The sequence below is a fragment of the Catenovulum sp. 2E275 genome (assembly GCF_025515275.1).
Lineage (GTDB): Bacteria > Pseudomonadota > Gammaproteobacteria > Enterobacterales > Alteromonadaceae > Catenovulum.
Map to the genome: position 1 here is coordinate 111922 of NZ_JAOPFU010000004.1, position 17824 is coordinate 129745.

A 17824-nucleotide genomic window follows, 5' to 3' on the forward strand; every position below is an offset into this window, starting at 1 on the left:
TAAACCTTACAAATGTTGAAAATGCTCTGATAACAAATTTTGTATCTGTTGCCCAACTTCAGTAGGGGTTTGTTGGGCGTCTATTATTTTAATTTTGTCATCCGCGTTCGCTATTTCCAAATATTTAGCTCGGGTTTTGCTAAAAAAATCCATCTGCTCTAATTCTATGCGATCTAACTCACCACGTGCACGCGCTCGACTCAAACCAATTTCTGGCGGGATATCCAAATAAAAAGTTAAATCAGGTTCAAATCCTTTTAAAACAGCTTGTCGTATAGGCTCTATTAACTCATCGGCAATGCCTCTGCCTCCACCCTGATAAGCTCTGGATGATAAATCATGCCTGTCGCCGACTACCCAGATGCCTTTTTGTTGCGCTGGTTTAATCACATTTTCAATCAGCTGAATCCGACTTGCATACATAATTAACAATTCAGCTTCTGGTGTTACTGTTTCATTTTCACGAATCGCTTTAACTAGATCTCTGAGCTGCTCAGCCATAGGCGTACCACCCGGCTCACGAGTTTGAATATACTCAATTTTTTGAGCTTCTAACCAAGCTTTTATGTAGCTTAATGCCGTTGTTTTTCCGGCACCTTCTAAGCCTTCGATTACAATAAAAGGAGCGTGTTGAATCATATTAAATTATCTATTTCTGATTTGTTTTAAGTAGTTTTGGACTGCTTTATTATGTGATTTAAGGTTAGTTGTAAATACATGCCCACCTTTGCCGTCTGCCACAAAGTATAAATAATCACTTGTTGCCGGATTAAGCGCAGCTTTTATTGCCGCAATGCCCGGCATCGCAATTGGCGTTGGCGGTAAGCCTTTAATTTGATAAGTATTATACGGCGTTTTTTCTTGTAAGTGCGAACGTTTTATATCTCCCTGATAACGCTCACCTAAACCATAAATAACAGTAGGATCGGTTTGCAAACGCATATTTTGATTAAGCCGGTTCACAAAAACAGAAGCAACCAACGGCATTTCACTTTCAATTGCAGTTTCTTTCTCAATAATTGAAGCCAGAATTAACGTTTGATACCAGTCTTGCTCAGACAATTGAGGTGCTAATTCAGCTCTGGTTTGTTGCATGCGATCAAAAGCTGCTTTAATCAATGAAAAAGCCGAGCTATTAGCAGTAAAGTAATAAGTGTCTGGAAATAATAAACCTTCTGCGGTTTGATAAGGCTGAATTAATTCAGCCAACTCTGCACTATAGTCTGTTTGGGTTAGCCAACTTTCTTGTTTTAAGGCTGCCTGCCATTGTTTAAAGTTAGTTCCTTCAACAAATGTGAGTTTAAATTGGTGCGGATGCCCTTGTGTTAAATGGTAAATAACATCCAAACTCGACATTTCACCTTGCAGCATAAAAGTACCAGCCTGAATATGAGCTAAGTCTGGGTTGAGTTTAGTTAAAACTTTAATTTGCCAGCCTGCACTTATTAGCTTTTTTTGTTCAAGCTCAGCTAGCAAAGTAAACAAAGATTCGCCAGGTTTAATCGTAATTAACTGAGGTTCAATTAGCTGTTTTTGTGAAAGTTGTTGGCTTATTTGCCAACCGATAACTAACACGACAGAACTTAATAAAAAAACACCGGCAATAAAACTGATTAATAACTTAACCGACAGCTTCATTTAGCTTCCTTGTAATTGTTTTGGCAAATTCCAAATTTAACTTTTTACCGTTTATATTGTTAATTGGAGTAGCTTTAATTAAAGCATTGGTAATAAAACCAGCTTGAATTGAATCTAATTCATTAATTGAAATATGAGCGACTTTTACTGATAAACCCAAAGCTTGAAGTTGTTCAAGTGCAAAAGTTCGCATAACACCACTCACGCCAGATAAACTTAAATCGGGTGTAATCCAACTATCACCTAGATAAAAAAACACGTTTGCTAAGCTGGTTTCAATTATGTTTGAACCTTGATCCAGTACCAAACCATCGGTTAATTTATTCGCTAATAATTCCTGTTTTATTAATACCTGCTCTAACCTATTACAGTGTTTTAATCCGGCTAAACTAGGTTGCTGACCAATAACCGTTTTTACAATACCCAGCTCAACCCCATCTGGATATTGAAACTGTTGTGGCAAATAATCTGAAATATACAAATAAACTTCAGCTTCTATCGCATCCGGCACTGCATATCCACGCGCACTGTTACCACGACTAATTAAAATTTTAACAATTTTTGAGAGCCCAGTTTGAGCAATTTGATTAAGCGATGCTTCGATTTGAGTAAAATCTAAATCAGGAAATAATAAAACTTGATTGGCATGTATTAATCTTTGTTTATGTAGGTGCCATAAATGCACGGTATAGTTTTCGATTAATAAAGTTGTGAAATGACCATCACCAAATTGAAACGCTCGGTTAAAAGCGCTAACTTGATGATGGTTTGAGTCAACCTGAATTAACTTCATAACATAAGGGCCTAAAATAAATTAGACCATTCAGGTTAAACTTTACGGAACAATAATGAACCGTTTGTACCACCAAAACCAAATGAATTACATAAAGCGTATTCAAACTTAGCCTGACGCGCTTCATGAGGTACATAATCCAAATCACAACCTTCATCTGGATTATCTAGGTTAATTGTTGGTGGAATGCTTTGATCTTGCAATGCTTTAACCGTAATAATCGCTTCAATTGCACCGGCTGCACCTAATAAGTGACCCGTCATCGATTTGGTTGAGCTAACCATTACTTTTTTCGCATGATCTTTAAATAGATTTTTAACTGCATTGGTTTCAGCTAAATCACCGACCGGTGTAGATGTACCATGAGCATTTAAATAACCAACTTGCTCTAAGCTAATTTGACCATCCGCAACAGCATTAGCCATAGCTTGTTGAGCACCTGCACCATCATCAGGTGGAGAAGTAATATGATTTGCATCACCACTCATACCAAAACCAGATAGTTCAGCGTAAATTTTTGCCCCGCGCGCTTTTGCATGCTCATATTCTTCAAGCATCATCACACCAGCACCATCACCCATGACAAAACCGTCTCTGTCTTTATCCCAAGGGCGGCTTGCGCGAGTTGGGTCATCATTACGAGATGAAAGTGCGCGGGCAGCAGCAAAACCACCTAATCCTAATGGAGTAGTGGCAGCTTCTGCGCCACCAGCTAATACTGCATCAGCATCACCATAAGCGATCATACGTGCTGCATGACCAATATTGTGAACACCTGTAGTACAAGCTGTAGTGATCGCGATATTAACGCCTTTCAAACCAAATAAAATCGATAAATGACCTGAAATCATGTTAATAATAGTTGATGGTACAAAAAACGGAGACATGCGCTTAGGGCCACTCGACAGGAGTTTGCTATGGTTTTCTTCGATAAGCGATAAACCACCGATCCCGGAGCCAACAGCAGCACCAATACGATGTGCATTTGCTTCAGTTACTTCAAGACCTGAATCTTTAAAAGCCTGGATACCAGCGGCTACACCATACTGGATAAAAGTATCCATTTTTTTAGCTTCTTTTTTAGGTAAATAATCTTCGAAGTTGAAGCCTTTAACTAAACCACTAATACGAGTTGAAAAGCTGCTAACATCAAACGTATCAATTAGTTGAATACCACTTTGACCTGCTAATAATGCTTTCCAAGAATCGTCTACTGTATTACCGACCGGAGATAACATCCCAAGACCGGTGACAACGACACGACGTTTTGACACTAGATAAGCCCCCAAACGGAGTATTTTGAAAGGTATAAAAAAGGCGGTCTAAAACCGCCCAGAGCATTAATTATTCTTTGTTAGCAACTACGTAGTCGATAGCTGCTTGAACAGTTGTAATTTTTTCAGCTTCTTCGTCTGGAATCTCAGTATCGAATTCTTCTTCAAGAGCCATTACTAATTCAACTGTGTCTAATGAGTCAGCACCTAAATCGTCAACAAAAGAAGCTTCGTTTGTGATTTCTTCTTCTTTAACGCCTAATTGCTCAACGATGATTTTGTATACTCTTTCTTGGATATTGTTACTCATAATATAAAGTTTCCCTCAGACAAAGTGCAGTATGCACAAATTTGCCGTAGTTTATTAAAATAAATTCGCTCGATGCAAGTTAAAACTTGCTTTTAAATACTGGTCTAACCTGTTAAAAATTAAACCATATTCAAACTCAAAACATTCGAATGGCGCAAATGATACCCGTAAATTCAAAAAGAATCTACACTCTATTGCACCTAAACGACGGCATTAAGCCATATACATGCCACCATTCACATGAATGGTTTCGCCAGTAATATATGCTGCTTCTTTAGCAGTTAAAAAAGCAACAGCGGCTGCAATTTCTTCAGGTTGACCTAAGCGACCTGCCGGAATTTGTGCAAAGATAGTATTTTTTTGCTCTTCGCTCAACTCTTTTGTCATGTCGGTGTCAATAAAACCCGGTGCAACTGAATTCACAGTAATACCACGAGACGCAACTTCTTTAGCCAAAGCTTTAGTAAAACCAATCAAACCTGCTTTAGCTGCGCAGTAATTAGCCTGACCAGGATTACCTGTTGAGCCAACAACCGAGCCAATATTAATAATACGGCCTGAACGTTTTTTCATCATCGCGCGCAGTACCGCTTTAGATAATTTAAATACTGAAGTTAAGTTAGTGGTTAAAATATCTTCCCACTCTTCTTCTTTCATGCGCATCATTAAATTATCACGTGTAATACCAGCGTTATTGACTAAAATATCAATATCACCAAAATCTGCTTTAATTTGTTCAAATAAAGCAGCGATAGAGTCATTATCTGTCACGTTTAAAGCTAAACCTTTGCCATTTTCGCCTAAATATTCAGAAATGGCTTCAGCGCCTTTTTCAGAGGTAGCCGTACCTACAACCGTTGCACCGGCTTCAACTAATTTAAGTGCAATCGCTTTACCGATACCACGGCTCGCACCCGTTACTAATGCAACTTGTCCTTCTAAGCTTGAAAACATAATTTTACCCGTTGATATAAGATTCTAAAGATGCTTCATCATTAACTGATACCGCAGTTAATGTTTTAACAATGCGTTTAGTTAAACCATTTAAAACTTTACCTGGTCCAACTTCAACTAACTGAGTCACGCCTTGGCTCGCAAGAAACTCAACTGTTTCTGTCCAACGTACTGGACAATATAATTGTCTAACCAATGCTTGCTGAATAGCCTCTGCATTGGTTTCAACTTTAACATCAACATTATTGATAACGCTGACAGATGGTGCTGAAAATTTAATATCAGCAAATGCCTGAGCCAGTTGTTCCGCTGCTGGTTTCATTAATTCACAGTGTGATGGCACACTAACAGGTAGAGGTAAGGCACGTTTTGCGCCAGCTTCTTTACACAATACAGATGCAGCATCTACTGCGGCTTTATGACCGGCAATAACAACCTGACCCGGTGAGTTAAAGTTAACAGCAGCTACAATTTCATTACCACTAGCTTGCTGACAAGCTGCAATAACCGCAGCATCATCTAAACCAATAATGGCTGCCATCGCGCCAACACCTTGTGGTACAGCTTGTTGCATTGCTTTACCACGTAACTCAACTAATTTAACAGCATCATCAAATGCAATAACACCTGCCGCGGTTAAAGCTGAATATTCACCCAAGCTATGACCAGCCATAAATGCAGGGGCACCAACACCTTTTTCGGTTAATAAACGATAGACCGCTGTACTGGCCGTTAATAACGCAGGTTGTGTGATTTCAGTTTTACCTAAATCTTCTGCTGGGCCATCTAAAATAATTTTAGCTAAATCATAACCTAATGCATCAGAGGCTTGTTCAAAAGTTTGTTTAACACAAGCATGCGCCTGATATAAATCAGCTAACATGCCAACGGTCTGTGAACCCTGACCCGGAAAAACAAATGCAATTTTTTGTTCAGACATGAATTTTCTCGTTCTTTTAAATCAAAATAAAACTTAATATTTAATGAGCGTTGAAGCCCAGGTAAAACCACCACCAAACGCTTCAAGTAATAAAGTTTGACCACGTTGAATACGGCCATCACGAATCGCTTCATCCAAAGCAGTGGCAACAGATGCCGCAGAGGTATTACCATGCTTATCTAAAGTGACAACTACTCTATCCATTGTCATGTTAAGCTTTTTGGCAGTTGCTTTAATAATTCGATAATTAGCCTGATGCGGAACTAACCAATCAACTTGTGATTTATCCAAATTGTTGGCTTTTAAGGTTTCTTCCACAATTTCACTTAATTTAGTGACTGCGACTTTAAAAACTTCGTTGCCTTTCATATAACCATAAGCTTCGTGTACACTGGCTTCATTACCACGAGTTGGTAAATCTGCCCCGAGTAAATCAGCAAAACGACCATCAGCATGTATGTGGGTAGATAAAATTCCCGGCTCTTCGCTGGCTTCTAAAATACACGCACCTGCGGCGTCACCAAATAAAACGATCATAGTGCGATCATTTGGATCTAATAAACGGGTTAATGCATCTGTACCAACCACTAACACTCTTTTTGCGCTACCGGCTTTAATAAATTGTTCGGCAACACTGAGTGCATAACAAAAACCAGCACAAGCAGCGCCAATATCAAAAGCTGGCACACCCGGTAAACCTAATAAATTTTGAATCTCACAAGCCGCACTCGGTAGCGCTTTTTCCCAGCTAGTTGTTGCAGATATAATTAAATCAATATCACTTGCTTCAATGCCAGCGGCTTCAATCGCTTTTAAAGATGCCTGATGACCCATGGTTGCTACGTTTTCATCAGGTCCTGCAATTCGGCGTTCACAAATACCAGTTCTTTCAACAATCCACTCATGGCTGGTTTCAACCATTTTTTCTAAGTCAGCATTTGTTCTGACTTGTGCAGGAAAATAACTTCCTGTACCGATAATTTTTGAATACATATTTTATTATGACCTGTCTGTTAACGCCGTTTCGATTCTATTACCTATTTTTTCAGGTACTTGAAGGCGAATTTCATTGATAGCTTCTTCAATTGCATACTTAAAAGCATCTTTAGAAGCATTACCATGACTCTTGATAACTATGCCGCGTAATCCTAACAGACTTGCGCCGTTATACTGGTCAGGGTTCATTTGCCGATATAGCTTTTTTAACATTGGCAACGCAATAGCTGCGAATATTCTACTGATCCAACTCCCAGATGCTACTGTTTTTATAGAATTAACAACGGTTTTAGCTAAGCCTTCACATGCTTTCATCGCAATATTGCCAACTAAACCATCGCAAACAACCACATCAACTTTATCTGTAAAAATATCATTACCTTCGACATAACCTATATAATTAACAGATTTGTCTTCTTTTAATAGCTTAGCGGCTTTTTTAATGGTTTCACTGCCTTTGATTTCTTCTTCGCCCACATTCAGCAAACCAACACGGGGGTTTTTACACTCGCTTTTTTCGATCAACACACTTCCCATCACCGCAAATTGGTGCAAAATATGTTCATCGCAAACCACGTTAGCACCTAAATCCAAGACATAAGTTTTGTGCCCTTCAACACTCGGAATAGCCGTCACTAAAGCCGGTCTTTTTATGCCGGGTAGCATTTTGAGCACCCGATAAGCCATAGTTAATAAAGCACCAGTATTACCTGCACTAACACAAGCCTGAGCTTTATTATCTTTAACTAAATCGAGCATGACCCGCATCGAAGAATCAGGTTTATTGCGCAAAGCAGCAGATGGTTTGTCACCCATAGCAACAACTTGGGAACAATGAATAATTTGGATACGTTGAGAAAAATTTTTGGATATGCCGGCTAAAAGCGGCTCTATCTGGTATTTATCACCGCATACCAGAAAATTTAATTGAGGGTTTTCGGCTAGCACACTGAGTGCAGCAGGAATAGTAACGGGAGGCCCATAATCGCCTCCCATTGCATCTAACGCTATCGTTAGATTCGTCAAAGCAGACTCTCTTATACAGAAACTACTTTTTTGCCTTTGTAGTAGCCATCAGCAGTAATGTGGTGACGACGATGAGTTTCACCAGAAGTACTATCGATTGACAAGCTAGCAGCAGTTAGCGAATCATGAGAGCGACGCATGTCACGCTTAGAACGAGATTTTTTGTTCTGTTGAACAGCCATTTCTTATCTCCTGTTTATTTTGGATTCTTTAAACTTTTCAGTACATCAAACGGATTAGCTGGCTTTTCTTGGGCAGCTTTATCAAGCTCCCCCCAACTCATGTCTTGCTCTGTAATTGCACACTCATTAACAGGGTGTTTAGGTACAAATGGAATTGCCAGCAAAAGCTCATCTTCAATCAAAGCTTTAAAATCTAACAATCCGTATTCATTTACATCTATAACACTGTACTCGTCAGGAATTAAATCCTCATCGGTACTCTTCAAGTTTGGAGTATAAGTAGCATTAACACTTATATCTAAGGTTAAATTACCACCACAGCGCTCACAAGAGACTTCAACAGCCGTTTTTGCATCGATGAGCATAATTGGTAATCTCTGCTCATCATAGGTACATTTAAGATTAACCTCAACTTGGCCGTAATCGGACAAGACGAATTCGTGTAAACGACTTAAATCTTTCAGTTGATATATACCTACAAAGTCAGAGCGTTTTTGCGCACTTTTTACAGGATCTAACTCAACTGGCATTTTTACCTTTTGCATAGGGCGCGAATACTAGCGATCTGCTATTGCTTAGTCAAATAAAAATCGGAGAAAATAGCGTATCATGAGAAAAAAAATTTTACTAACCCTAAATTAAGGTAAAAATATGCATCAGCAACCTCAAATTGTCCTCGCATCCACTTCACCTTTTCGCAAAGCTTTGCTTGAAAAATTCCAGATCCAATTTTCAACATGCAAACCACAAACAGACGAAACACCACTTGAAAATGAACAACCAGAGCAATTAGTTGCTCGTTTGGCTCAATTAAAAGCGCAAGCAGGTGCAAAATTACATCCAAATAGTTTTATTATCGGTTCTGATCAGGTTGCAGTTGTAAAAGGTCTAATTTTGGGGAAACCCGGCACAGTGGAAAAAGCACAACAGCAACTTGCTTTATTGAGTGGCCAAGCTGTAACTTTCTACACTGGCTTAACCTTGATTTCGCCCGATCAACAGATTAAAACCATTGTTGAACCGTTTAATGTACATTTTCGCCAATTAACCGAAAACGAAATCAACTCTTATATCGAAAAAGAGCAGCCGCTTAATTGCGCAGGCAGTTTTAAAAGCGAAGCATTAGGCATTTGTTTATTTGATAAATTGGAGGGCCGAGATCCAAATACGTTAATTGGTCTGCCATTAATTGCATTAAATGATTTATTTAAACAGTTTGGGTTTAATCCGCTCACTGCGCCCGCTGTATAATAGCGCTTGATTCAACCAAGGCAAAATTCATTTCTGCCTTGGTTTGTCTAAACTTAACCTATCAGGCAATTGATAAGCTCGGTTCTAGCTTTAAAATTGCGTATAACTCGCTAAGCGAATCAATAATAGCAACCGACTCAATTGTCTCAAGCTGATCGCGTGAGCTAGCGCCCATAGTGACCCCAACAGCCTGCATTTGAGCATTTTTTGCCATTTCCAGATCTAATAAACTATCCCCGACCATAATCGCCTGATCAGCAGAAATTTGATTTCGTTCAAGTAACGTCAACAACATATCCGGTGCCGGTTTTGAAACGCTTTCGTCAGCACAAATAGAATCATCAAAATAATCAGCAATACCTGACTGAGCTAATACTCTCAATAAGCCACTTCGCGCTTTTCCGGTTGAAATAGCCAGCTTGAAACCTGCATATTTTAAATCTCTAACCAATTGCTCTGCACCACCTAATAAAGGCGATGGTGTTTGATTATTTTCAATATACTGAAACTTATAAGCTTGAGCTAAAGCGTCTTTAGTCGCTGAATCAATTTCCGGAAATAAAGTATCAACCGCTTTAGGCAGACTCATACCAATAATTGCTTTTACTTCCTGATCGGACGGAATAGCTACCCCAACCTCTTGAGCGGCATCCTGTAATGACGAAACAATCCGCGCAATTGAATCCATTAAAGTGCCATCCCAATCAAAAATAACCCATTTAATCTCTTGCATTTACTACTCTCAATTCGATTCTGTTGCTAAATTATCCAAAGCATCTTTTAAACTTTGCTCCAAAGGTGCTTCAATTCTAACTTTTTCTTCGCTGCGCGGATGAATAAATGTCAAAGTCGCCGCATGTAAAAACAAGCGGTTTACGCCCATCCTTTTCATTTTTTTATCGAACTCAGATTCACCATACCTGTCATCTAAAGCAATCGGATGACCACTTTCAGTAGCATGAACCCTAATTTGGTGGGTGCGCCCTGTAACCGGAAAAGCTTCGACTAACGTCGCTTCACTAAAACGTCTTAAAACTTTAAACCGGGTTTGTGATGGTTTGCCATTAACCTGATCAACTTTAACATTACGTCCGTTTGCAGCGTTTTCATTCTTAAAAAGTGGTAACTCCACGCGTTTTAATTTACTTGGCCAAGCGCCACTGACCAATGCCCAGTAACGTTTATCGACCACTTTTTCCCGTAATTGCTGATGCAAATTACGTAATGCTGAGCGTTTTTTAGCGATCATTAAACAGCCAGAAGTTTCTTTATCTAAGCGGTGAACAAGCTCAAGTTGCTTAATATTAGGCCTAATTTGTCTTAATGTTTCTATGACCCCAAACTGTAAACCAGAGCCACCATGAACCGCAATGCCTGAAGGTTTGTTAATTACCAGCATCACTTCATCTTCAAATAAAATAGATTCTTCAATTACTTTTTGTAATCTGTCACCAACCGTAAATTCAGCTTCTTTTTTCTGATCCAGATGAATAGGTGGAATACGTAAAACATCACCCGCTTGAAGTTTATATTCAGGCTTGATTCGTTTTTTATTTACCCTAACTTCGCCTTTACGAAGAATTCGGTAAATTAAAGAAGTCGGTACACCTTTCAGTTCTCTTTTAAGCCAATTGTCTATTCTTTGACCAGAATTATCTTCATCTATGTCTAAAAAGGATACCGACCGGTGGTCATTTTCTTTCATAACTAATTATCTTCGCATATTTGGTTAAATTCGATTGCCGCTAGGGCAATAGCTTTGCTATATTTTCACTGATGGTATGAATTAATACCAGAGTTTTTGAAAAAACGTGTATAATAACACACGATTTGATGGTGACATTCTGACTGTGTAAGAGGTCTAAATTGCAGCACTAAATTTGAATGACGCAAAAATTTTTGTTCATTTTTAGATACGCATTTTTAAAACAACCGAAGTGAGTAATTTTTCAGCTTGTTTTAAAACAATTTACCCAACAGAGAATGCCAAGTTTATTGATAGAAACGCCACTACCAGTTAAAAAGTAAAGAACAGACTGACAAGTATACCAGCAAGGCCGATTGCCTGCTGTTATGAGTTTGACATAACAAAAATAAAGATGAAACAACAACGACCTTTTTCCTGTTGTTGGTAATTTTTAGCAAACAATGAGTCAATAGTTGATAGCCAAAAGCAACGGCTTTTGTGATCCATAAAATCTCTTGTTATGCAGTTGTAAGTCAAACAGCCAAGAGACTCGGGAGAGTGACTTAGTTCAGAAAACCGTGTATTTCCAACTTGGATATGGCGTTTCATTTGTGGTGAAAAGAACAATATGAAACGTATGTTAATTAATGCAACTCAAGAAGAAGAGTTGCGTGTTGCTCTGGTTGATGGGCAACGTCTTTATGATCTGGATATTGAAAGCCATGGTCATGAGCAGAAAAAAGCAAATATTTATAAAGGTAAAATTACTCGTGTAGAACCCAGTTTAGAGGCAGCTTTTGTCGACTATGGTGCAGAAAGACACGGCTTTTTACCACTTAAAGAAATTGCCAAAAGCTACTTCCCTGATGGCTATACATTCTCTGGCCGCCCTAACATTAAAGATGTTATTAAAGAGGGTCAGGAAGTTATCGTTCAAATTGATAAAGAAGAACGCGGCCAAAAAGGCGCGGCGTTAACTACTTTTATCAGTTTAGCGGGCAGCTATTTGGTTTTAATGCCAAACAATCCTAGAGCTGGCGGCATATCACGCAGAATCGAAGGTGATGAGCGCACTCAATTAAAAGAAACGCTTGCTAAATTATCTTTACCTAATGGTATGGGCTTAATTGTACGTACCGCTGGTGTTGGTAAAGCGTTTGAAGAGTTGGAATGGGATTTAAATGTTTTATTAAAGCATTGGGAATCTATCCAAAATGCTGCTAATTCACGCTCTGGTGCATTCTTAATTCATCAAGAAAGTAATGTGATAGTTCGAGCTATTCGTGACTATTTACGCCGAGATATTGGTGAAATTTTAATTGATCACCCACAAGTTTATGAAAATGCTAAATCGCATATCGCGTTAGTACGTCCTGATTTTGTTAACCGAGTTAAGTTATATCAGGGTGAAGTGCCTTTATTTACTCACTTCCAAATTGAAAGCCAAATTGAATCTGCTTTTAAACGCGAAGTTCGCTTACCATCGGGTGGCTCAATTGTTATTGATCCAACGGAAGCTTTAACTTCAATTGATATCAACTCGTCTAAAGCAACTAAAGGCGGCGACATTGAAGAAACCGCACTTAATACAAACTTAGAAGCCGCAGATGAAATTGCTCGCCAATTACGTTTACGTGACTTAGGTGGCTTAGTTGTTATCGACTTTATTGATATGGGTCCTGCCCGTAACCAACGAGAAGTTGAAAACCGATTACGTGAAGCGGTTCGTCCAGACCGTGCAAGAATCCAATTAGCACGAATTTCCCGTTTTGGTTTAATGGAAATGTCGCGCCAGCGTCTGCGCCCTTCTTTGGGTGAGAGTTCAAATATGAGCTGTCCTCGCTGTCAAGGTACAGGGGTTGTTCGTTCAACAGAATCATTAGCGCTTTCTATTCTTCGTTTATTAGAAGAAGAAGCAATTAAAGAGAATACAGTTCAAGTACAGGCTCAGGTTCCGGTTGAAGTTGCTACTTATTTGTTAAACGAAAAACGTGGTGCAGTCCGTTTTATCGAAAAAGGCCATGATGTTAGAGTAGTTGTTGTACCCAATCCACATTTGGATACCCCAAACTATGAAGTCTCACGTGTCAAAATTGATGATTCAGGTGATGAGTTAAGTTACAAACTGATCTCAAAACCAGAAGAAGATATGACTATTCCAATTTCTCCTTCAATTAAACCTTTGGAGAAAAAAGAAGAACCAGCTTTAAAAGGATTTGCAGCGCCAAGTGCCCCTGCTCCAACGGTAGCAGAAAAGCCGCAGGTTCAGATTAAAGCAGAACCAGCAAAACCTGGTTTATTAAGCCGATTATTTGGCTGGGTTAAATCTTTATTTGCAGGCTCTGATGAAACGGCCAAAAAAGAAGAAAATACCCAAAGAAAACCGGCGCCTAACCGTTCGAGATCAACTAACCGCAATAAACCTCGTTCGAACAAGCGTAATAATAAACGTACGCCTGGTAATCAAGCGAATAAAGATTCACGCTCGCAAGATGCAGATCAAAATGAGTTAGCGGATAATAAATCGCAAAAACCAAACCGTAATAATAAGAGTAATCCTCGTAAAAACCGCCCTAATAATAAAGAGCAAGGGCAGCAAAACGAGGTTCAGGAAGAAAGAGTAAAAGAGCGCAGAGCTCGCCGTCAGCAAAGACGTAAAGTCAGAGTTGATAAAAATACACAGCCTGAACAAGCTCAAAATACACAGGTTCAAGCTAAAGAATCAGAAAAACCACAAACGCAGGCTGTTAACCAAGCAGTCAACGAAGTGGCAAAAGAGGCTGTACCTGAAGCTTCAGTCCAGCCTAAACCACAAGTTAAGTCGGTTGAAGCGGAAGCAGTAAAAACAGATTCAGCACCAGTAACACCAGTTGAAAAACAGGATGAAGCTGTAACCAATCAGGTACATGAAGTAACACAAGCAATTACGCACTATACTTCTGAACCAGAAAAAGTGACGGAAGTTAATCATCAGGAAGTTGTTGAACAACTGACAGATGCTGAGCCTGAACTTCAGCTTGAATTGCATGAGCCACCAAAAGGTGATGCTAAAAACCGTCAACGTCGTGGTACGCGTCATTTAAGAGCAAATAGCCAACGTCGTCGCCGTAACCAAAACGAACAAGGTAATGGTGAAACGGCTAATTATGATGCTTATTACAAAAAAACAGAGCAACAAAACGAGCTTGAGTTTGAAGTAATGCAGCATGCTGAAATTACTGAAGATCCTGTTCAAAGCCGTTATCCAGAAGAGTCGGATACAACAGCCCAGCCAGAAACCGCTGCGGCAGAAACGATACAACCGGCAAAAGCCAGTGAACAAATGCAGCATAGTTTACCACTGGATGAAGAGGTAGATATTCCAGCAGCGGCGGCAGCTGAAATAGAGCCGCAAGTTAACCCTACCGAAATTGCTCAACCAGTAGAGGCTAAAGTAGAACCACAAGCTGAAACAGTGATTGAGGAAGTCGTAGTAAGTGAAACGGCTGAACAGGTGGAAGAGCAAGCAGCTAAGCCTCAGGACAGTGAAACAAAAACTGAAACTGTAGCGCAAGCTGAAACGCCAGAAATCACTGAAGCTGTAAAATCACTTAACGTGAAAAAACATCAGGTCAGTGGATTTGCCAGTGCACCAATGACCCAAACTACACCGGCACAAATTAATGTCGAACAGGCATTAGTGATTGAGTCTATTCCGGCTGAATTACGTAGTGTAGTTATTAAGTCAGGTAAATATGGTGGTGCAAACGCAGCAACGGCTCGCAGCGCTTCACCCGCGACTGACGCAAGATAGTATAGTAGTAAAACTAAATTATAAGCAGCCTGACCATCATCAGGCTGCTTATTTGACATTTCTCTTTCGCTTAAATCCCCTACCTACCGATCACATTACTTGTTTTAATGCTTGTTTAAATTTATAAGCTATAACCCGATCTAAAAACATAAAAGTAATTGCTCAACTAACAACCCATGACGGTTGCGCTATTGCTGATTCTGGCTTTGATTAATCAAAATATTAAAGTTAAAGAAAGAGACGAGTCAGAGCTGGATAAGGATGGGAAAAAATAGAAATAAAGCTATTCAATACTTGCTAAAGATTTACGAATATGAATATCGCTAAACACTTGATTTTGAACCAATGTGATTAGTTTCTCTTTAACTAATTCCATAATTGCTAAAAAAGTAACGACCACGCCAGACTTCCCTTCTGTTACCTCAAAAAAGTCAGCAAAAGGAATGTATTGATTAGCATCAATGCTGTCCAGATAATCCAAAATAGCACTCATTCTGGCTCTGGTAGATAATACCTCAGGGGTAATATGATGATGTTGAAAGTTATCTGCGCGCTTTAAAACAGACGCAAAAGCCAGCGCCAGTTCTTTAAGTTCAACTTCGGGTTGAATAATAACCGGTTTGCAATTTTCGGCTACAGCAACCGGAGCATAAAAAAAGTCTCTTTCATTACGAGGTAAATTATCTATGCCCTCAGCCGCCCTTTTAAAAATTTCATATTCCTGTAGCTGACGAATTAAAGCTGCACGTGGATCTTCCTCTTCATCTTCTTCAACTTTTAATTTGGGCAATAAAATTCTGGATTTAATTTCGGCTAACATCGCCGCCATTACTAAATATTCAGCCGCTAATTCCAAATTGACATCTTTCATTACCTCAACATATTCCATATATTGTTCAGTAATTTGATGAACCGGTAATTCAGCAATATCAAATTTTTGGCGGCGAATTAAATACAATAATAAATCAAGCGGCCCTTCAAAAGATTCTAAAATAACTTCCAGCGCTTCGGGTGGAATAAACAAATCCTCAGGTTTTTCAATAACAGCTTCACCCCTAACATAAGCTAAGGGTAACTGCTGCTGGATTTGAATTTGAGGGTTAGCTTGGTTCATAAATTGTCATTAAACAAAAGCAGATATATCGCCATTGCCTTCACGCAATACCACAACTTCATCTTCTGACATATCAATCACACTGGTAGGTGTTTCGGATAAATTACCGCCGTGAATAATTAAATCAACCTGATGTTCAAGTGCATCACGGATTTCTTCCGGATCAGCTTCGGCAAACTCTTTACCCGGCAAAATTAAAGTGGATGACATAATAGGTTCAGCTAAACAAGCCAATAAATCTAACGTGATTTTATTATCAGGCACTCGTAAACCAATTGTTTTTTTCTTTTTATTTTGCAATAACTTAGGTGCTTCACGTGTTGCTTTTAAAATAAAAGTATAAGGCCCAGGCACACTATTTTTTAGCATTCTGAAAGTTTGGTTTTCTACTCTGGCATAAGTAGAAAGTTCCGATAATTCACTACACACTAAAGTAAAATCATGATCTAACTCAAGCTGTCTTATCCGACAAATTCGCTCCAGGGCAGATTTATTACCAACCTGACAACCAATTGCATACCCCGAATCTGTCGGATACACCACAACACCGCCTTGTTTAATAATTTCACAGGCTTGTTGAATTAATCGTTTTTGTGGATTTTCCGGATGCACATAAAAAAACTGGCTCATTATTTACTCCATATTTATGGTTGCAGATACTTGCTCAAGGTGTGTCCAATTGCGCCATACCGGCTCACAAGTTTCTGGCAAATCTAAAGTTTTCCCTAATTCAGTATAAGGTGAAACTCGGTGAAAGTCAGATCCTTGTGATACTTTCAACTGAGCTTGATTCGCATAATTGACCAATTGAATGAGTTCATTTTTATTTTGCCTTGGTAAAGCAGCTTCTATTGCATCGCCACCTGCAAGCTTAAATTCTTCAATTAATTTTTTAACCCACTTATTGGTCATATCGTAACGAGTTGGATGAGCCAACACAGCTTCACCGCCGGCTTGATGAATCCAATTAATCGCTTCTTCAATACTAATCCACATTGGTGCCACATAAGCTTTGGCACGGCGAGCTAAATATTTATCAAACGCTTGTTGAATATGACTGACATGGCCTGCTCTGAGTAAATATTTGGCAAAGTGAACTCGGCTAATGCTTTGCCCTTGGGCTATTTTTTTTACTTCATCAAAACAATTTTCAAAACCTATCGCTGCCAGTTTACCTGCAATTTTTTCGGCTCGTAAGTTACGTGTCGCAATTTGCTGAGTCAGTCTTTGCTGTAATAAACTATTGTTGCTGTCTATATTTAAACCAACAATATGGATCTCAAAACCATGCCAACTTGTTGATATTTCAACACCTTCGATTAAAGTTAGGTTGAGTTTATGTTTTTTGATAGCGGCTTTTGCTGGGGTGATCGCCGAGACTGTATCATGATCAGTAATGGCTAAAACATCAATTGCTTTATTTTCAGCCCGTAATACTAATTCCTCTGGGCTTAGTTCGCCGTCAGAACAATTGGTGTGGCTATGTAAATCAAATCTCATTTAAAGCAGCTCATTTAATAAATCTAAGGTCATCTAACTGGCTAAATGAATAAAAATAAGCCAGTTACTTTTAAAAACAGTTGACTTTAACACAAATATGCGTTTCATTAGAGCTATTATTTTATCCAGCGAGAATTGAACATGAATTATACAACTTTAACTCACATTTGGTGGTGGCCTTCGTCTCGACGCGGGTAAGTTGTATTTATTGGATAAAGAAATACAAAAAAGCCCGCATTTGCGGGCTTTTTTCTTTTCTGGATAGGTTACAATACTGCGGCAAACCAGAAGACAAAATAAAACAGATAAATAGAAGTCGACAGAGTCAAATAAAATTCAAATCAGAAATAAAAGAGAGTACACCAG

The 17824-nt window shown here is 39.1% G+C and carries 18 protein-coding genes; 2 read left to right on the forward strand and 16 right to left on the reverse strand.

Features of this window, described 5'->3' with window-relative positions:
• Positions 1-6 precede the first annotated feature (6 nt).
• From tmk to N7931_RS03960, 11 genes are all read right to left on the reverse strand, one after another.
• The gene (gene tmk, locus N7931_RS03910; RefSeq protein ID WP_262792074.1) at positions 7-639 is read right to left on the reverse strand and encodes a dTMP kinase; all 633 of its coding nucleotides are present in this window, start codon (positions 637-639) and stop codon (positions 7-9) included.
• A gap of 6 nt (positions 640-645) precedes the next feature.
• Entirely contained in the window at positions 646-1638 is a 993-nt protein-coding gene (gene mltG, locus N7931_RS03915; RefSeq protein WP_262792076.1) for an endolytic transglycosylase MltG, read from the reverse strand.
• Complete coding sequence (gene pabC / locus N7931_RS03920; RefSeq protein WP_262792077.1) at positions 1622-2431, reverse strand: aminodeoxychorismate lyase; 810 nt, start codon at positions 2429-2431, stop codon at positions 1622-1624. Before pabC ends, mltG begins: the two co-directional genes overlap by 17 nt.
• 35 nt (positions 2432-2466) lie before the next feature.
• The gene (gene fabF, locus N7931_RS03925; protein WP_262792079.1) at positions 2467-3705 is read right to left on the reverse strand and encodes a beta-ketoacyl-ACP synthase II; all 1239 of its coding nucleotides are present in this window, start codon (positions 3703-3705) and stop codon (positions 2467-2469) included.
• A gap of 70 nt (positions 3706-3775) precedes the next feature.
• Positions 3776-4015, reverse strand: coding sequence for an acyl carrier protein (gene acpP, locus N7931_RS03930; protein ID WP_262792080.1), 240 nt, complete (start codon positions 4013-4015; stop codon positions 3776-3778).
• A gap of 213 nt (positions 4016-4228) precedes the next feature.
• Positions 4229-4969 (reverse strand): 3-oxoacyl-ACP reductase FabG, encoded by a 741-nt coding sequence (gene fabG, locus N7931_RS03935; RefSeq protein WP_262792081.1) that lies wholly within the window; start codon positions 4967-4969, stop codon positions 4229-4231.
• Between the two features lie 4 nt (positions 4970-4973).
• Positions 4974-5909 carry an ACP S-malonyltransferase gene (gene fabD / locus N7931_RS03940; RefSeq protein WP_262792082.1) on the reverse strand — a complete coding sequence of 312 codons (936 nt, stop codon included), beginning with the start codon at positions 5907-5909 and terminating at the stop codon, positions 4974-4976.
• A gap of 33 nt (positions 5910-5942) precedes the next feature.
• Positions 5943-6902 (reverse strand): beta-ketoacyl-ACP synthase III, encoded by a 960-nt coding sequence (locus N7931_RS03945; protein WP_262792084.1) that lies wholly within the window; start codon positions 6900-6902, stop codon positions 5943-5945.
• A 6-nt stretch (positions 6903-6908) separates the two neighbouring features.
• The gene (gene plsX / locus N7931_RS03950; protein WP_262792085.1) at positions 6909-7931 is read right to left on the reverse strand and encodes a phosphate acyltransferase PlsX; all 1023 of its coding nucleotides are present in this window, start codon (positions 7929-7931) and stop codon (positions 6909-6911) included.
• Between the two features lie 11 nt (positions 7932-7942).
• Complete coding sequence (rpmF, locus tag N7931_RS03955) at positions 7943-8113, reverse strand: 50S ribosomal protein L32 (protein WP_262792087.1); 171 nt, start codon at positions 8111-8113, stop codon at positions 7943-7945.
• Between the two features lie 14 nt (positions 8114-8127).
• On the reverse strand, positions 8128-8658 hold the full coding sequence (locus N7931_RS03960) for a YceD family protein (protein WP_262792089.1): 531 nt from the start codon (positions 8656-8658) through the stop codon (positions 8128-8130).
• 106 nt (positions 8659-8764) lie between these two features.
• On the opposite strand from N7931_RS03960, the gene N7931_RS03965 reads away from it, so the two are divergent.
• Positions 8765-9364: a Maf family protein gene (locus N7931_RS03965; RefSeq protein WP_262792090.1), complete on the forward strand. Its 600-nt coding sequence runs from the start codon at positions 8765-8767 to the stop codon at positions 9362-9364.
• Between the two features lie 61 nt (positions 9365-9425).
• Here the strand turns inward: N7931_RS03965 and N7931_RS03970 are convergent, their stop codons facing one another.
• Both N7931_RS03970 and rluC read right to left on the reverse strand, forming a co-directional pair.
• Entirely contained in the window at positions 9426-10097 is a 672-nt protein-coding gene (locus N7931_RS03970) for an HAD family hydrolase (protein ID WP_262792092.1), read from the reverse strand.
• Between the two features lie 9 nt (positions 10098-10106).
• Positions 10107-11069 carry a 23S rRNA pseudouridine(955/2504/2580) synthase RluC gene (rluC, locus tag N7931_RS03975; RefSeq protein ID WP_262792093.1) on the reverse strand — a complete coding sequence of 321 codons (963 nt, stop codon included), beginning with the start codon at positions 11067-11069 and terminating at the stop codon, positions 10107-10109.
• Positions 11070-11679: 610 nt separating this feature from the next.
• Here rluC and rne point away from each other — a divergent pair.
• Positions 11680-14844, forward strand: a complete 3165-nt coding sequence (rne, locus tag N7931_RS03980) for a ribonuclease E (protein WP_262792095.1) — start codon at positions 11680-11682, stop codon at positions 14842-14844.
• A 283-nt stretch (positions 14845-15127) separates the two neighbouring features.
• Here the strand turns inward: rne and N7931_RS03985 are convergent, their stop codons facing one another.
• From N7931_RS03985 to N7931_RS03995, 3 genes are read right to left on the reverse strand one after another with little or no spacing between them, the layout of a single operon-like run.
• On the reverse strand, positions 15128-15958 hold the full coding sequence (locus N7931_RS03985; protein ID WP_262792096.1) for a segregation and condensation protein A: 831 nt from the start codon (positions 15956-15958) through the stop codon (positions 15128-15130).
• Positions 15959-15967: 9 nt separating this feature from the next.
• Positions 15968-16588 (reverse strand): L-threonylcarbamoyladenylate synthase, encoded by a 621-nt coding sequence (locus N7931_RS03990; RefSeq protein ID WP_262792098.1) that lies wholly within the window; start codon positions 16586-16588, stop codon positions 15968-15970.
• A 3-nt stretch (positions 16589-16591) separates the two neighbouring features.
• On the reverse strand, positions 16592-17458 hold the full coding sequence (locus N7931_RS03995; RefSeq protein WP_262792099.1) for a PHP domain-containing protein: 867 nt from the start codon (positions 17456-17458) through the stop codon (positions 16592-16594).
• Positions 17459-17824: the final 366 nt, after the last annotated feature.

Bases quoted from the DNA above. Each gene is read 5' to 3' on its own strand.
- tmk (WP_262792074.1), bottom strand. From the start codon at position 639: ATGATTCAACACGCTCCTTTTATTGTAATCGAAGGCTTAGAAGGTGCC.
- mltG (WP_262792076.1), bottom strand. From the start codon at position 1,638: ATGAAGCTGTCGGTTAAGTTATTAATCAGTTTTATTGCCGGTGTTTTT.
- pabC (WP_262792077.1), bottom strand. From the start codon at position 2,431: ATGAAGTTAATTCAGGTTGACTCAAACCATCATCAAGTTAGCGCTTTT.
- acpP (WP_262792080.1), bottom strand. From the start codon at position 4,015: ATGAGTAACAATATCCAAGAAAGAGTATACAAAATCATCGTTGAGCAA.
- fabG (WP_262792081.1), bottom strand. From the start codon at position 4,969: ATGTTTTCAAGCTTAGAAGGACAAGTTGCATTAGTAACGGGTGCGAGC.
- fabD (WP_262792082.1), bottom strand. From the start codon at position 5,909: ATGTCTGAACAAAAAATTGCATTTGTTTTTCCGGGTCAGGGTTCACAG.
- N7931_RS03945 (WP_262792084.1), bottom strand. From the start codon at position 6,902: ATGTATTCAAAAATTATCGGTACAGGAAGTTATTTTCCTGCACAAGTC.
- rpmF (WP_262792087.1), bottom strand. From the start codon at position 8,113: ATGGCTGTTCAACAGAACAAAAAATCTCGTTCTAAGCGTGACATGCGT.
- N7931_RS03960 (WP_262792089.1), bottom strand. From the start codon at position 8,658: ATGCAAAAGGTAAAAATGCCAGTTGAGTTAGATCCTGTAAAAAGTGCG.
- N7931_RS03965 (WP_262792090.1), top strand. From the start codon at position 8,765: ATGCATCAGCAACCTCAAATTGTCCTCGCATCCACTTCACCTTTTCGC.
- N7931_RS03970 (WP_262792092.1), bottom strand. From the start codon at position 10,097: ATGCAAGAGATTAAATGGGTTATTTTTGATTGGGATGGCACTTTAATG.
- rluC (WP_262792093.1), bottom strand. From the start codon at position 11,069: ATGAAAGAAAATGACCACCGGTCGGTATCCTTTTTAGACATAGATGAA.
- rne (WP_262792095.1), top strand. From the start codon at position 11,680: ATGAAACGTATGTTAATTAATGCAACTCAAGAAGAAGAGTTGCGTGTT.
- N7931_RS03985 (WP_262792096.1), bottom strand. From the start codon at position 15,958: ATGAACCAAGCTAACCCTCAAATTCAAATCCAGCAGCAGTTACCCTTA.
- N7931_RS03990 (WP_262792098.1), bottom strand. From the start codon at position 16,588: ATGAGCCAGTTTTTTTATGTGCATCCGGAAAATCCACAAAAACGATTA.
- N7931_RS03995 (WP_262792099.1), bottom strand. From the start codon at position 17,458: ATGAGATTTGATTTACATAGCCACACCAATTGTTCTGACGGCGAACTA.